Raw genomic sequence first — 14,016 nt, 5'->3', positions numbered from 1 at the left:
TCTCCTTTTATCTTTAGTACATCTATTTTTCTTATTCTTTCTCTCCTTCATTGGCTTCTTCCATCCAGATCTCTTCTTCCACCTGGGCTTCTTCATAGTGCAGCCGGATCACAGCCTGCGCCCAGTTGACCTGCAGTATCGCAGTCTTATTTTTCTCTGCCCCGGCTTTTCGAATCTGCTCCAGCAGTTCCTGGAAGATTTCTCTGGTGAAGTAACCGCCCCTCCAGTGGAAAGTCAACACTCTTCCTTTTTTGGCTGCCTGAAGTGCCCGTTTGTAGACCTCTTCCTGCTTCGTAAAAGACAGCTTCTTTTCTTTGTAATAGAAGTGATCGTGATTGGTGCAGGCCGGAGCCGGCGCAATCAGCGGTTCATGATCCCGGAAGATCTGCTGATCGTCCAGGTTGAAGTAATCATATCGAATCTCGCTTCCATCCCTTCCCAGTGTATTGTCGAAAGTGGCATCCAGATGATAGTACACACCATCCAGCTTCACAATATTCCAGGTATGGCGGTACTTGATTCCTTTTTCCGGATTATTGCCGCAGATCGCAATGATACACCACACGCCCAGCGCATCCAGCAGCACCTTCACTGCCTTGGCAATGCCTTCACAGACGCCCACGCCCTGTCCCAACGGGCCGATGATCTCATGGGAATAAGCTTTTTTCAGCTTATCATACCGCACATTGTCACAGATAAAGTCATGCACATATTTTTCTTTTTCAAAGTCAGAAAGCGTCTTCGCAGGGCGCACCAGCTTCTCTATACGAGCCTGCATCGCTTTCTGATGTTCCCGGATCTTATCTTTGTCAAACAGATACTCCGGCACAAAGATCAGATTCGGTGAATCCTTGTAATACTTGTATTTATATCCGGTCAGCCAGAACACCTCCGGATGATCCAGCCGCATCTGGAAAAATACCCAGTACAGACTTTCACCGTCCAGCTGTGGCAGCTGAATCTCATCTGCCAGTTCCCGGACACCTTTTAACATATTGTGATAAGCTGTCTGTTGCAATTTTCCCATTTTTTGATAATAAAATTCTTCCATATTTCCCTCATCTTCCGTTTTCTATAAAACCAGAACTTTGCTCTGAAAAACTCTGTACCAGTATCCGTTTCATTTTCTCTCAGATAAACGTTTCTCCATTCGTTTTTTCTGTACCGTTGCATGCATAGCCATTGACAGATAATGAAAAGACTGATCCATATGTATTTCACCTCTTAACGCAAAAATAGTTACAATTCTGACTTTTAGAAGTGTAACTATTTTTTTCGTTAATGTCAAATTTTATGTTTTGTTCTTTTACTCTTCATATACTACAAAGCAAGCTCTGCCCCGCTCTTTTGCTGCATACAACGCATTGTCCGTCTCTCTGAGCAAATGCTTGATCTCCTGCGGAAATGTAAAATGATATACTCCAATACTACTGCTTACTTTTTCTTCCGTCAAGATCGCCGAAGCAGCTTTCTCAAACTGCATCAGACGTTCTTCCAACTGAGCACGGGTCATCTTTTTTTCAATCAGTACTGCGAATTCATCTCCGCCAACTCTTCCGACTGCCCCATACTTTCCAAATGTATGCTCCAGATTCTGTGCTACCATCTGCAGCGTCTTATCTCCGACCATGTGTCCCAGTGTATCATTGATCTTTTTGAACCAGTCCACATCCAGAAAGAGGAACCATCCCTTTTCCGGTCCGTCTTTCCTGCTGCCTGTCTGGATCATCTCACAATGATGCAGGAACATACGTCTTCCCATGACATCGGTCAATGGATCCATCTCTCCCAGATACTCTCTGTATTTCATATAACGATATACCATCAGGATAATCAAAATCAATATAAAATTCAATGCCAGCATGGCAATCAGAAACTGAATCTGTAGATGAACCAGATCTGCATATATTACATCAGTTACATAGATTCCATGTTCTTTCAGCAGGTATCTGACACGGTCTGAGAAATAAATGGTGGAAACCGCAGCAATGGAAATAACGAAAATAACAATGCCTGTGATGTCGCCCCAGATCTTAGAGGACCAGTACAGATTCTCTTTCGACTGATTCATAGCCTCCTGAAGCTTGCCGACTCGTTCACAGCGATAGATCACATCACAGACTTCCATACAGACACAGCAAATCACTGCGATCATGACATCACTTTTCACGATCTGTAATGCCTACGCTACGGTATAACCAAGATCTGGAAAGAAAAATCCCATTGCGCCAAATACCAGCAAAGCCTGCAGCTTCGGTGCAAGAAATGCAATCACACCATTCCAGATTCTTCTGTGGGCACGCTTTTTCACCAGCCAGAACAGTCCGCCGACAATCAGTCCAAACAGAATTCTGGTTCCCACACTCAGCAGAATACTTCCCATCGGATTGCTGCTTTGAAACGGTGAAATACCATATCTGCCGGCTTGACATAGCATGCAGAAGCCTTATACAGGCTTCCCAGTCCAAAAATCAGTCCTGCTATGTCTGCTTGCCACGGTCCAAATATACATCCAATGATCACAATCGGTATATAGGCTGTTGCAATCGAGATCGGTGGCACATGAATATATCCTAAAAATGTAAATGACATGATCAGCTCAATAGCGATCAGAAATTCAAATACATATCTTTCAAATCTTTTTTTCTTCCAGTTCGTCATTTTTGTTTTCTTTCTTGTTACTTGATCAAAATTTTTTTCGTGCTACTGTAGGCGCCAAATACTTTTTTCCTGCTGAGTCTGTCTTATATGCTCTGACTTTTATATAACATTTCTTGCCTCTTTGCAAATTTTTCAATGTTGTGGATGTTTTCTTTACAATTATTGAGTTTGCACCTTTCATCTTTGCATTATCAGCATACAGAATCTGATACCCTTTTGCGCCGGGCACTTTTTTCCATGATACCGTCACTTTCCTGCCCTTTTTACTGGCAGGCTTTTTCAGAGATGCTTTCGCTGCTTTCACTTTTGTCCAATGGGCATACAGTTTCATGTTCCCGGTTACCTTCGTAGAAGCAGATACCTTCTTTCCTTTTTTGGATGACGTATACCATCCGGCAAACAGATAGCCTTTTCTTTTTGCTTTTGGCAGGCTGCCGATCTTTGCCTTTTTCTTTACTGTCTTTGTAATGGCACTGTCCTGTCCGCCATTTGGATAATAGGTAATCCGATATCCATTTGTCACATAACCAGAATCCTTTTTTGAAGAATCTGACTTGTTTGAATCTGTCCTGCTGTCATCATTCTCCCATTCTTCCTCTTCATTCCAATATCCTGAACTGGACTGTCCAGGCTTTTGATCTGGCTGTTTTTCCACCACAGTAACTGTATCCGTAACCGCTGCTTCCCTGTACTCTTCAAAGTACATGGTAATCGTCACAGTACCCGGTCTTTTCGCAATAACTTTATTATCTTTTATTTCACATATCGATGGATCCGATGACTCAAATACTGCACCTGTATTTTGCAGCTTGCCACTTTTCCAGAATACATAGATATCTTTTGTCTCACCTGCTGTTAATTTCTGAAAGAAATATCCAATATCGGCTGTATAATATTCTTTATCTCTTTTTACCTGAACTTTACGTGTATGAACCCTGTCGCTGTAAGCACTTCTGTTTGCCTGTGTTGGCGTATCTGTTCCAAAACACTGCAGCCAGTAATAGCTTCCATTCGCATAGACACATCCTACTCCTATGCTGGTATACCGCGCCATCAGAATATTCGCACGGTGTCCCAGAGAATTCATCCACCATTCCATAGCTTCCTGTGGTGTTCCCCCATACCGTGTGATATTTTCCCCCATGCTTCTGCCATTTGCACTGTTGCATGCAAAACCATTCGGTCTGGTATGGCTGTTGTAGATCACGCATTCTGTTGCTCTCTGCATGGCTGTCTCCAAAAGGCCCGTATCCATCACCAGATCCTGCACACCGTATTTTCGTCTCTCTGCATTCACCAGATCCAGCATATCGAAAGCATTCTGGTAGAGTTCTGTAACAGTTGCATTTACCTTAAATGCATCCACATATCCCCCATTCTCCACGGACTCCATCTTCGGGTTCAGTCTTGTTACATTGGTGTTTGCCGGAAATGCGTTATCTTCTGATGTCACACTGCACGGAAGCGTTACTTCCTTTAATGCCGGACAAAGCACAAATGCTTCGTTTTCCACTGTCGTTACCCCTTCTGGAATCGTCACCGTTGTCAGAGCCGTATTTCCACTGCAACAGCATCTTGAAATCACCTTTATGCCCTTTCCAAATACAATTGTCTGAAGTGTTTTACTATTGGAAAATGCATATTCACCCATTCTCGTCACCGAATCTGCAATCACCTGTTTCGTAAGATTCGTACCATTAAATGCGTCATTTGCTATCTCTGTTACTCCTTCTGGTATCGTATATTCTCCAGTCTTCTTTGAAGGATAGAAATATAATGTTTTTCCACCATTCGTGTATAATGCGCCATCTTTTGTCTGATACGTTTCATTAGCAGAAATAGTGATATTCTCCAACTGATCCATTCCATACAGCGCCATGCTCCAAAGGGATTTTAAACTGGATGGCAGTACCAGTTCCTGAAGACCCGTTTCGCCAAACGCAGTTCCCCTGATCACTTCTACTGAATTTCCAAGCGTCAGCTCTGTCAGATTCTCATCCTGTCTAAAAGCACTGTCTCCGATCGTCTTTACAGAATTTCCCACCACTGCTTTTCTCAGATTCTTATACCTGCTGAATGCGCTATTGCCCACAGAGGTTACTCCATCAGATATATAAATCTCTGTAATCTGATCTCTGTCAAAAGTCTGTGTTCCGTCTCCCACTCGTCCATCATTCATTGCGCCGCTTCCCGAAACCGTCATGACGCTTCCTCTTACTTCCCAGGTTACATTCGCACCGCAGGTTCCACTGTATGTAACATCAGAATCTTCTACGGCCAGAACATCTGCTTCTTCTGTTATTCCGGTTTCCTCATCCGGCGAAAGAATCACCTCTTCCTCAGTTTCAGTGAACTCCTCCATAAGCAGCTCCGCTTCCGTCTCCTGATCATTTTCTGCAGTGTCCTCTTCTATATCGTCTTCTATGTCTGCCTCCCTGTCATCCTCTTCTGTTATTGCACTCCCCTGAACCTGTTCTTCCACTTCTGCTATCTCTATACTGTCTGCTGCGCCCGCCATCATTGGTTCTGCAGCCATCACCATACATAAAGATAAAGTCATGATCTTTTTTATCCATTTATTTTTCATAGTCAATCTCCGTGATCTCATTACTGTTCTCCATCCATTACTTTTTCTATATTCGTTTCAGAATTGGCCAGCAGCCTCTCCAGCGCATTTTCAAATGCGCCTCCTGCCCCCCCATCGTCTGCGGTACTTCTCCAACTGACTGATAAAAATCGGAAGGCTGATGGCCGCCAGTGTAAATCCTTTTTCTTTCATCCTTCATTCATCTTATTCTTGTTCCTTCATACCACGATCATTTTTACTATCTTACTACTTTAGCACTTTTAAAGCCAATTAGGTCTGAATTGTTGAATCTGTCTGTTTTATTGTAAAAATTAGCCTGATAAAGAGATAAACGGCAGTCCTATCGACTGCCGTTAAAAGTTTTCGTCAAATTATTCGTGTAACAAGTTGTTTATATAATAAGTTGTTTATTATGTATTTTATTGACATAGATTCATTTATTTGTTATATTAGTATTACATATCTGGAAAACTTCTGAACCATTCGGTTAACTGATTCCTTATATGCCAAATATGACGGAAGCAGCGCCGATAGCAATCTTTCCAGAGCTCCTTTCGTCATTATTATGAAGAAAGGAGTATACATGAACCAAAAGAAACTCAAAGACCTGAATCTGATGGATGATTTTCTCTTTCAAGCTGTCATGACCTATCCTGATATTGGAGAGTTGTTCGCCCAAAGGATTCTGGAACTGATCTTTCACCGACAATTCCAGAATCTGACAATTGTTGCACAGAAAGTATACGGTGGAATGGACACAGATCTACGGGGTGCAAGACTGGATCTTTATGTAGAAGAAAATGATTGTACCAAAATGGATGCGGCCTATGATGATTCTATCTATGACCTGGAACCGGATCGGAACAATAAAGTGTCAATGGTCAAAGCTTTCCCGAAAAGAGCCCGCTTTTATCACGCAACCATCGACAGGCACATTTTAAAATCCGGTGAAGAATTCGGCAATTTAAAAAATGTGTATGTGATCTTTTTATGTAATTACGATCCATTTGGCTATGACCGTATGCAGTACACAATCAAAAATATGTGTGTGGAAGATACTGATATGCCTTATGAAGATGGGGCACGCACCATCGTTCTCTATACGAAGGGAACAAAAGGCGATGTTTCAGAAGAACTTCGTCAGTTTCTCGATTATATGGAGCATACTGATCATGCGCACGCTGTCTCGGATACTCTCAGGGAACTTCAGGAAATGGTGGATATTGTAAAACATGATGGGGAGGTGTCTCTTGCTTATATGAAATGGTTTGAACATGATCGTATGATGGTGGAAGAAGGACGCGAAGAGGAACGCAAAAATACAGAACGGGAACGTCTTCGTGCTGAAAACGCTGAAGCTCGTGCTTACTCTGCGGAAACCCGTGCCAACTCCGCAGAAACTGAACTTGCCAAATACCGGCTTTTATACGGCAATCTTCCATCCTAGAAAATGGAATTAACAATGATATCAAAGTAAAAAAAGTCCAGTTTCCTGATAATTAGGATTCTGGACTTTTCTATTTTGTTCATTTTCTATTTCTTCCAATCCTTTATGGATTTTCAGAATTATGCTTGAAAACTTTCAGCGCAACTGGCATCGTTTTTCAAACTTGCTAACCATAAAGCCAGAAAACACCGTCCCCAATGGCAAAAAACCCGGGATCTCTCGATCCCGGGTTCACATCTAAGAACTAAATCCTAAACAAATTTAGCAGTATTCAGTTTTACGCCAGGTCCCATGGTAGAAGTGATAGTTACACTCTTCAGGTACTGACCCTTTAATGCTGCTGGTCTTGCTTTTGTAATAGCTCCGATAAGCGTCTGGAAGTTGTCGCTCAGCATTTCTTCTGTGAAAGAAGCTTTTCCGATTGGCACGTGAATGATGTTTGTCTTATCCAATCTGTATTCAATCTTACCAGCTTTGATATCGTTGATAGCTTTTGTTACGTCCATAGTAACGGTACCAGCTTTTGGGTTTGGCATTAAGCCTTTTGGTCCAAGTACACGACCCAGACGACCAACAACACCCATCATATCTGGTGTAGCTACTACTACGTCAAAGTCTAACCAACCTTCGTTCTGAATCTTCGGAATCAGTTCTTCTGCTCCTACGAAATCAGCTCCGGCTGCCAGTGCTTCATCAGCTTTTGCATTCTTAGCGAATACAAGAACACGAACTGTTTTACCAGTTCCATGAGGCAGTACAACTGCACCACGGATCTGCTGATCTGCATGACGTCCGTCACATCCGGTTCTGATATGAACTTCGATTGTTTCATCAAATTTTGCTACAGCATTTTTCTTTACTACGCTGATTGCATCAGCTGCTTCGTAAAGAGTTGTGCGGTCAATTGCTTTCGCCGCATCCGTATATCTTTTTCCTCTTTTCATATTAAATAACCTCCTGGTGGTATTTGCGGGAATCTCCCTCCCACTTTACATTGCTCAGTTACGATGTTGTGGATAATAGATTAACTATTACTCCTCAACTGTGATACCCATACTTCTTGCAGTTCCAGCGATCATGCTCATAGCTGCTTCTACGGAACCTGCGTTCAGGTCTGGCATCTTCATTTCTGCGATCTCACGGATCTTGTCTTTGCTGATTGTTGCAACTTTTGTCTTATTAGGAACACCTGATCCGGATTTCAGATTGCAGGCTTTCTTAAGAAGAACTGCTGCAGGCGGAGTCTTTGTTACGAAGCTGAAGCTTCTGTCTGCGTATACAGTGATAACTACAGGGATGATCAGATCTCCCTTGTCTGCTGTTCTTGCGTTGAATTCTTTTGTAAACTGTACAATGTTAACACCGTGCTGACCAAGAGCTGGTCCGACAGGTGGTGCTGGTGTTGCTTTGCCAGCAGGAATCTGTAATTTAATATAACCTGTTACTTTCTTTGCCATAATGAGGCACCTCCTTGTGGTATTGTCGGGGGATTTCCCTCCCACTGTCTAACCGTCTGCGAAATGACGGATGACTTCATCTACATTTTCTGAATCTCTGTGAAACTTATTTCTACCGGTGTTTCACGACCGAACAGCTCAACATTGATGGTAACGCTCTGCTTTGCTTCATTGATGCTCTGGATCACACCGACTGTATCCTTCCAGATGCCACCGATGACATTAACCATATCACCAACACCGAAGTCAATCTCTACGTTATCACTCTTAATTCCTAACGGCTTCATCTCTTCTTCCGTAAGTGGCACAGGCTTGGATCCCGGACCGACGAATCCTGTTACACCTCTGGTATTTCTTACGACATACCAGGTGTCATCATTCATCACCATGTTGAGTAGAACATAACCCGGAAACATTTTCTTCTGGACTGCTTTTGAAACGCCATTCTTTACTTCCACAACCTCTTCCAGTGGTACGCGTACCTCAAGAATCTGGTCTTCGAGATGTCTGTTTTCAATTGTTTTTTCAATATTCGCTTTTACCTTGTTCTCATATCCTGAGTAGGTATGAACGACATACCAGTTTGCTTCTGACATATGCTCACCTTGTCCTTACTTAATAAAGAAATTAATACCATACTGAACAACACTGTCGATTACGGTGATCAGTGTTCCCAGTATTACAGAAACTACTGTAACTGCGACTGTCTGTTTTACGAGATCATCTTTGTTTGGCCAGATAATCTTGTTGAACTCAGCTTTGAGTCCGTCTGACCAACTCTGTGCAGGGACTTTATCATTCTTTGAATTATCTCCCATGTTGTTCTCCTTTCACAAATAGACAGGATTATTTTGTTTCTTTGTGCAGTGTGTGTTTCTTACAGAATCTGCAGTACTTCTGTGTCTCCATTCTGTCAGGATGATTCTTTTTGTCTTTTGTTGTGTTGTAATTTCGCTGCTTACATTCTGTGCATGCCAATGTGATTCTAGTGCGCACAACTTCCACCTCGCTCTCAAACAAATTTTTGTGGATGACCCGCGACGGCCATCAAAATTTTAGGCATAAAAAAAAAGCCCTACTTCCATTCGCTCGTCCATCTTAACATACGAGTATGTGGCTCGTCAAGTCTTTTTCGTCTTAAATTCATATTTTTTACATATATATTTACAAATTCATTTTTAACATCTGGAGTTTATTATGCCTCATTCTACACGTTTACGCAAGCTTTTTCTGGTTCTTTTTTTCTGCCTCTGTTTTGGTGCGGGTCGTCTGGCCGCCCATTCCAGAACCAGTATTCCCGCTTCTTCTATCCTGCAGCCAGAAGCCGCTAACTGGGGGCTCAGCTTTCAAGAAGAAGGACAGCGTCCTGTGGGGAACGCTACCGTAGCTGAACTGCAGCCTTACCATGCCTACTACGCTCAGGATACGAACGAGAAGATCATCTACCTCACCTTTGACTGCGGATATGAAAATGGCAATACTCCAGCTATTCTGGATGCCCTGAAAAAACATCAGGTTTCTGCCACCTTCTTCACAGTGGGTACTTTCCTGGAAGCGGAACCAGATCTGGTCAAACGTATGGTCGCAGAAGGGCATACCCTCGGCAATCATACCTGGCACCATCCGGATATGTCTGCCATCTCAACAATAGATACTTTCTCTGAAGAGCTAAACAGCACTGCCGATGCCTACCGCCAGATCACCGGAGAAGAAATGCCCCACTACTATCGTCCTCCCCAGGGAAAATACAGTACTGAGAATCTGCAGATGGCAAAAGATCTGGGCTACTCCACCTTTTTCTGGAGTCTTGCCTATGTAGACTGGTATCAGGATAATCAGCCATCGAAAGAAGAGGCATTTGCCAAACTGCTTGGCCGGATCCATCCTGGCGCTATTGTCCTGCTGCATAATACCTCTTCTACCAATGCTGCTATTCTGGATGAACTGCTGACGAGATGGGAAGATATGGGCTATCACTTTGGCACACTGCAGGAACTGATTACACAAAGTCAACCAGCTGTCAGTCATGAAACCTGATCCCCTTCCACCTTCTGCACAGAGTACACCGGATCCCTGTATTCCAACACTATCTCTTCTTTTGTAAATGGCTGATAGAACCGAACCTTCCAGGCACACAGCATTGCCGCATCCTGATGAGGGATTCCATGACCGTACAGGGAATCTCCCACCAGCGGATGTCCAATATATGCCATATGTACCCGAATCTGATGCGTCCGCCCGGTCTTCAGATGCAGACGCACCAGCGCCCGCTCCTTCTCCTGACAAATCACCTGATAACAGGTAACAGCCAGACTGCCGGTGGGCGTGACCTGCATCCTTTGTCCCTGACCTGGCACTTCCGGCACTTTTCCCAAAGCCGCAGACAACTCTAGTTCCTGCCACTGTGCTTCCTCAGGAAAAACGCCTTCACACCAGGCCAGGTATTCTTTGATGAACCGGCCGTCTTCCCGTTGCTGCCAGAGCCTTGCGGCAGCAATACGGTGCCGGGCAAACACCAGAATGCCGGCGGTATCTTTGTCCAGTCTTCCAATACTGTGTACCGTTTCCTGCAGTCCCTGACTCTGTAGATACGTCATCAGATCTCCTGTCACATTGTCTGCCCGGTGCCCTGCTACCGGATGCGTCACTCTGCCTGATGGTTTCCATACACAGATCACATCTCTGTCGCTATAGAGGATCTCTGGCATGACACCGGAAGGCTCTACCTTCCGGGCATCTGCTTTTTTCTCCGGCAACGGAATGTCCAGCCAGTCTCCCTTCTGCAGTCTGTCAATCACTTTGCATACCATACCGTTCTTTCGTATTCCATCCGAAAGGAACTTCAGGCTGCGAATCTGTGCCGCTGTCAGCTGTAGTTCCTTCTTTAAATACTGTTCGACTGTTTGATCCTGCCAGCCCGTATCGATCTGCACACTGATCCTTCTCATTCTTTTTCTTTCATTTTCAGAGTGGCTTTTTCCCGTCTCTTTAAAATATTTTCAGCAATCACCAGATCCTCTGGTGTGGTAACTTTGATATTATCATAAGATCCCATTACCAGCTTCACCGGACAGATCCCCAGTGTCTCAACGATCATGGAATCATCCGTCACACCTTCGATACTGCCCTTACGGATTTTCTGATGTGCTTCCATAATCAGATCATAGCGGAACACCTGGGGTGTCTGCACATTCCACAAAGTACTGCGATCCAATGTCCTCTCCACCAGTCCATCTGGTGTTCCCTGCTTCATGGTATCCTTAGATGGCACCGCTGCCACGCAGGCTCCGTACGTGTCCGCTGCTTCAAATGTACGCTCCAGCATCCCGGCATCCGGAAACGGTCTTGCCCCATCATGGATAAAGACGATATCACAGTCTCCACAGACCTTCAGTCCCTCATAGACTGAATCATATCGTTCTTTTCCGCCTGGAACTACATATTTTACTTTCTGAAATCCGAAATGATCTACGATTTTCCAACAGAATGGGATGGCATCTTTTCCAGCCACCAGAATGATCTCCGAGATCAGCTCAGACTGCTCAAAACATTCCAGTGAATAAAACAGCAGCGGCTTACCGTCCAGCTCCAGGAACTGCTTCGGCACCACACTCCCCATACGCTTTCCCTGTCCGGCTGCCAGTACAATGGCTTTCGCTTGTTTCATGATTCTTCTCCTGTTTTTTACTGTCTTTCTTTTACCAGCTGCACAATCTGTTCTTCATAATCCGGGCCGGTAAAATCCTCTGTTCTTCCTGCAGTACGGATATTACTCTCCGCTCCCAGACCATTCTCATCAAATTCCCAGATATGATAACTGATCCCCCGATACTCAAAATCAATGCTTCCCAGTCCTGCTTCCTCAGTATAACGGTACTCCCAGCCTTTTTCTTTTAATTCATCCTGTACTTTCTGCAAACGCATGACTTTACTCCTTTTGAGACGGGACTGCCCAGTCATAGAGCAGTCCCCCTATTTTTTCATACTCAAATCCAAATCCTTTATCAAACTCCTGTCTCTCCCAGGTTCCATATGGAAACCAGACTTCCAGATAATCCTGAAACAGCAGTATCTGACTCTGATCCATAACAGGACCTACATCCTGCTCCGAAACGGTGGTATCCTCCACCGAACAGATCTTCGCCAGTTCTTCTTTTGTCTCAGCCTGAGATTTTGTAAACAGATCCCAGATATCTATGGTCTCTCCACTCTTACGGTCAAAAATGGCAGTCTGATAATTACAGGTTGTTCCCCCGTCAAAATGTAGCTTTTTCGGCGTGGTAACTGCTGTGAGAATCACCATATAGGTTCCGTTTTCCGCAGATTCCATCACATCCTGTGAGACTTCATGACAGGTGAAATGCTCCCGGCTGTCCGCACAGGCCAGATAGTCCTCGTAAGCATCTTCCAGTTCTTTTTCAAGATTATAGACAATTCCCTGCTTCTGATAATATGCCCGCACATTTTCCTGTGCTGTCTCTTCCAGACCGCAAAAGCCCGACAGTTCCGAATCGATTTCTTCCTCCGGTGACAGTACATCGGTTGTCTGAAGCAGATCTGTGCCATCTTCCAGCCGATAACGATATTGCTGTGTATTCTCTTTTTCATTCTTCCATTTTTCAGCTGTCACGCCATCTGAAAAAGTATAGGCGGCATCCTCTGTCTTTTCCCATACTGCAAAACTGTGTACTTCTTCTGTTTTACTGCTGTCTCCACATCCTGTCAGCAGTCCGGCTGTCAGCAGCACCAGCATAGTGGTGGCCTTTTTCCATCGATTCATATCTGTTTCCTTTATTTTTCATATGCTGAAAAACCGACGATATGCTGTACTCCCACATCGCCGGTTTTCTCATGTTCTAACTGCTTCTTACTGACCGCTCCGGTTCTTATGCCAGTGACTTTCCTGTCAGCAGTTCATATGCCTGCAGATACTTTGCAATGGTCTTATCCACAATCTCCTGTGGCAGTGTCCAGTCATTATCCGGATTGGCCTTGAGCCAGTCACGTGCAAACTGTTTGTCAAAGGATGGCTGACCATGTCCCGGTTCGTATCCCTCTGCCGGCCAGAATCTGGAGCTGTCCGGTGTCAGCATCTCGTCCCCAATCACAATATTGCCATTCTCATCCAGACCGAATTCGAACTTGGTATCTGCAATAATAATACCACGGCTCAGTGCGTATTCTGCGCACTTTTTATATAAAGCGATGGTGTAATCACGCAACTTCGCTGCATATTCTTCGCCTTTACCCGGGAATCTCTTTTCCAGGTAAGCAATACTCTGTTCATAGGAAATGTTCTCATCGTGATCACCGATTTCTGCTTTGGTAGATGGAGTATAGATCGGTTCAGGGAGCTTGTCGGATTCTTTTAATCCTTCTGGAAGCTTGATTCCACATACTTCTCCGTTTTTCTGATAACTTGCCCATCCGCTTCCTGTGATATAGCCACGCACAATACATTCTACTGGCAGCATCTCCAGCTTACGGCAAAGCATGCTGTTGCCATCGAACTTCGGCTGCTGGAAATATTCCGGCATATCTTTCACATCTACGGAAATCATGTGATTCGGCAGAATGTCTTCTGTCAGGTCAAACCAGAACTTAGACATCTGTGTCAGTACGGTACCTTTTTTGGTTACTTCGTTGTTCAGTATCACGTCAAAACAGCTAATACGATCAGTTGCTACCATAATCAGGCTGTCGCCGTTGTCATAAATCTCACGTACTTTTCCTTCTTTTACAGGCTTCATTTCCATAATCAGTACTCCTCGCTATTCATTTATATTCACACGGGTTGTGCCGTGTATGCCCATAAACCACTACTCCCCAGGTGCAGGCTGTAAGATGGCTTTAGGACAATGTTA

Annotated in this window: 17 protein-coding genes; 2 read left to right on the top strand and 15 right to left on the bottom strand. The window is 44.2% G+C overall.

Going from position 1 to position 14,016, the window contains the following annotated elements; genetic code table 11:
• Positions 1 to 31: 31 nt before the first annotated feature.
• The 5 genes from OCV47_RS03220 to OCV47_RS03200 all read right to left on the bottom strand — a co-directional run bounded on the left by OCV47_RS03220 (position 32) and on the right by OCV47_RS03200 (position 5,248).
• Positions 32 to 1,051, bottom strand: a complete 1,020-nt coding sequence (locus OCV47_RS03220; protein ID WP_262653681.1) for a transglutaminase domain-containing protein — start codon at positions 1,049 to 1,051, stop codon at positions 32 to 34.
• 255 nt (positions 1,052 to 1,306) lie between these two features.
• Complete coding sequence (locus tag OCV47_RS03215) at positions 1,307 to 2,155, bottom strand: diguanylate cyclase domain-containing protein (RefSeq protein ID WP_262653679.1); 849 nt, start codon at positions 2,153 to 2,155, stop codon at positions 1,307 to 1,309.
• Positions 2,156 to 2,182: 27 nt separating this feature from the next.
• On the bottom strand, positions 2,183 to 2,383 hold the full coding sequence (locus tag OCV47_RS03210; RefSeq protein WP_262653677.1) for a hypothetical protein: 201 nt from the start codon (positions 2,381 to 2,383) through the stop codon (positions 2,183 to 2,185).
• Positions 2,365 to 2,661, bottom strand: coding sequence for an energy-coupled thiamine transporter ThiT (locus tag OCV47_RS03205; protein ID WP_262653676.1), 297 nt, complete (start codon positions 2,659 to 2,661; stop codon positions 2,365 to 2,367). The genes OCV47_RS03210 and OCV47_RS03205 overlap by 19 nt, the downstream gene beginning before the upstream one ends.
• A gap of 25 nt (positions 2,662 to 2,686) precedes the next feature.
• Positions 2,687 to 5,248: a leucine-rich repeat protein gene (locus tag OCV47_RS03200; RefSeq protein WP_262653674.1), complete on the bottom strand. Its 2,562-nt coding sequence runs from the start codon at positions 5,246 to 5,248 to the stop codon at positions 2,687 to 2,689.
• A gap of 583 nt (positions 5,249 to 5,831) precedes the next feature.
• On the opposite strand from OCV47_RS03200, the gene OCV47_RS03195 reads away from it, so the two are divergent.
• Positions 5,832 to 6,695: an Rpn family recombination-promoting nuclease/putative transposase gene (locus OCV47_RS03195; RefSeq protein WP_262653672.1), complete on the top strand. Its 864-nt coding sequence runs from the start codon at positions 5,832 to 5,834 to the stop codon at positions 6,693 to 6,695.
• Positions 6,696 to 6,946: 251 nt separating this feature from the next.
• On the opposite strand, the gene rplA is transcribed toward OCV47_RS03195, so the two are convergent.
• The 5 genes from rplA to rpmG all read right to left on the bottom strand — a co-directional run bounded on the left by rplA (position 6,947) and on the right by rpmG (position 9,148).
• On the bottom strand, positions 6,947 to 7,639 hold the full coding sequence (rplA, locus tag OCV47_RS03190) for a 50S ribosomal protein L1 (protein WP_249307015.1): 693 nt from the start codon (positions 7,637 to 7,639) through the stop codon (positions 6,947 to 6,949).
• Positions 7,640 to 7,726: 87 nt separating this feature from the next.
• On the bottom strand, positions 7,727 to 8,152 hold the full coding sequence (rplK, locus tag OCV47_RS03185) for a 50S ribosomal protein L11 (RefSeq protein ID WP_117450021.1): 426 nt from the start codon (positions 8,150 to 8,152) through the stop codon (positions 7,727 to 7,729).
• A gap of 80 nt (positions 8,153 to 8,232) precedes the next feature.
• Complete coding sequence (nusG, locus tag OCV47_RS03180) at positions 8,233 to 8,748, bottom strand: transcription termination/antitermination protein NusG (protein WP_117450022.1); 516 nt, start codon at positions 8,746 to 8,748, stop codon at positions 8,233 to 8,235.
• Between the two features lie 15 nt (positions 8,749 to 8,763).
• On the bottom strand, positions 8,764 to 8,970 hold the full coding sequence (gene secE / locus OCV47_RS03175) for a preprotein translocase subunit SecE (RefSeq protein ID WP_262653666.1): 207 nt from the start codon (positions 8,968 to 8,970) through the stop codon (positions 8,764 to 8,766).
• Positions 8,971 to 8,998: 28 nt separating this feature from the next.
• Entirely contained in the window at positions 8,999 to 9,148 is a 150-nt protein-coding gene (gene rpmG / locus OCV47_RS03170) for a 50S ribosomal protein L33 (RefSeq protein WP_249307019.1), read from the bottom strand.
• Positions 9,149 to 9,349: 201 nt separating this feature from the next.
• Between rpmG and OCV47_RS03165 the strand changes: the two genes are divergently transcribed.
• Positions 9,350 to 10,189 (top strand): polysaccharide deacetylase family protein, encoded by an 840-nt coding sequence (locus OCV47_RS03165; protein ID WP_262653662.1) that lies wholly within the window; start codon positions 9,350 to 9,352, stop codon positions 10,187 to 10,189.
• Here OCV47_RS03165 and OCV47_RS03160 read toward each other — a convergent pair.
• The 5 genes from OCV47_RS03160 to OCV47_RS03140 form a co-directional block, all read right to left on the bottom strand.
• A complete protein-coding gene (locus tag OCV47_RS03160) occupies positions 10,177 to 11,100 on the bottom strand; it encodes an RluA family pseudouridine synthase (RefSeq protein ID WP_262653660.1) in 924 nt (307 codons plus the stop codon). The genes OCV47_RS03165 and OCV47_RS03160 overlap by 13 nt on opposite strands.
• Positions 11,097 to 11,819 (bottom strand): 2-C-methyl-D-erythritol 4-phosphate cytidylyltransferase, encoded by a 723-nt coding sequence (ispD, locus tag OCV47_RS03155; RefSeq protein WP_262653658.1) that lies wholly within the window; start codon positions 11,817 to 11,819, stop codon positions 11,097 to 11,099. Before ispD ends, OCV47_RS03160 begins: the two co-directional genes overlap by 4 nt.
• 17 nt (positions 11,820 to 11,836) lie before the next feature.
• Positions 11,837 to 12,076, bottom strand: a complete 240-nt coding sequence (locus tag OCV47_RS03150) for a kinase (protein ID WP_256298791.1) — start codon at positions 12,074 to 12,076, stop codon at positions 11,837 to 11,839.
• A 4-nt stretch (positions 12,077 to 12,080) separates the two neighbouring features.
• Positions 12,081 to 12,932 carry a hypothetical protein gene (locus OCV47_RS03145; RefSeq protein WP_262653656.1) on the bottom strand — a complete coding sequence of 284 codons (852 nt, stop codon included), beginning with the start codon at positions 12,930 to 12,932 and terminating at the stop codon, positions 12,081 to 12,083.
• Between the two features lie 106 nt (positions 12,933 to 13,038).
• Positions 13,039 to 13,902 carry a phosphoribosylaminoimidazolesuccinocarboxamide synthase gene (locus OCV47_RS03140; protein WP_256298994.1) on the bottom strand — a complete coding sequence of 288 codons (864 nt, stop codon included), beginning with the start codon at positions 13,900 to 13,902 and terminating at the stop codon, positions 13,039 to 13,041.
• Between the last annotated feature and the right edge of the window lie 114 nt (positions 13,903 to 14,016).

This window comes from Muricoprocola aceti, from assembly GCF_025567005.1.
In the GTDB taxonomy this organism is placed as follows: Bacteria; Bacillota; Clostridia; order Lachnospirales; family Lachnospiraceae; genus Marvinbryantia; species Marvinbryantia aceti.
This window is presented reverse-complemented; position numbering and strand designations above follow the sequence as displayed.

Coding starts and splice junctions, on each gene's coding strand:
- OCV47_RS03165 (WP_262653662.1), top strand. CDS start 9,350: ATGCCTCATTCTACACGTTTACGCAAGCTTTTTCTGGTTCTTTTTTTC.
- OCV47_RS03205 (WP_262653676.1), bottom strand. CDS start 2,661: ATGACGAACTGGAAGAAAAAAAGATTTGAAAGATATGTATTTGAATTT.
- OCV47_RS03200 (WP_262653674.1), bottom strand. CDS start 5,248: ATGAAAAATAAATGGATAAAAAAGATCATGACTTTATCTTTATGTATG.
- OCV47_RS03210 (WP_262653677.1), bottom strand. CDS start 2,383: ATGGGAAGTATTCTGCTGAGTGTGGGAACCAGAATTCTGTTTGGACTG.
- OCV47_RS03160 (WP_262653660.1), bottom strand. CDS start 11,100: ATGAGAAGGATCAGTGTGCAGATCGATACGGGCTGGCAGGATCAAACA.
- nusG (WP_117450022.1), bottom strand. CDS start 8,748: ATGTCAGAAGCAAACTGGTATGTCGTTCATACCTACTCAGGATATGAG.
- ispD (WP_262653658.1), bottom strand. CDS start 11,819: ATGAAACAAGCGAAAGCCATTGTACTGGCAGCCGGACAGGGAAAGCGT.
- OCV47_RS03195 (WP_262653672.1), top strand. CDS start 5,832: ATGAACCAAAAGAAACTCAAAGACCTGAATCTGATGGATGATTTTCTC.
- secE (WP_262653666.1), bottom strand. CDS start 8,970: ATGGGAGATAATTCAAAGAATGATAAAGTCCCTGCACAGAGTTGGTCA.
- OCV47_RS03150 (WP_256298791.1), bottom strand. CDS start 12,076: ATGCGTTTGCAGAAAGTACAGGATGAATTAAAAGAAAAAGGCTGGGAG.
- rplA (WP_249307015.1), bottom strand. CDS start 7,639: ATGAAAAGAGGAAAAAGATATACGGATGCGGCGAAAGCAATTGACCGC.
- OCV47_RS03215 (WP_262653679.1), bottom strand. CDS start 2,155: ATGATCGCAGTGATTTGCTGTGTCTGTATGGAAGTCTGTGATGTGATC.
- OCV47_RS03220 (WP_262653681.1), bottom strand. CDS start 1,051: ATGGAAGAATTTTATTATCAAAAAATGGGAAAATTGCAACAGACAGCT.
- OCV47_RS03140 (WP_256298994.1), bottom strand. CDS start 13,902: ATGAAGCCTGTAAAAGAAGGAAAAGTACGTGAGATTTATGACAACGGC.
- rplK (WP_117450021.1), bottom strand. CDS start 8,152: ATGGCAAAGAAAGTAACAGGTTATATTAAATTACAGATTCCTGCTGGC.
- OCV47_RS03145 (WP_262653656.1), bottom strand. CDS start 12,932: ATGAATCGATGGAAAAAGGCCACCACTATGCTGGTGCTGCTGACAGCC.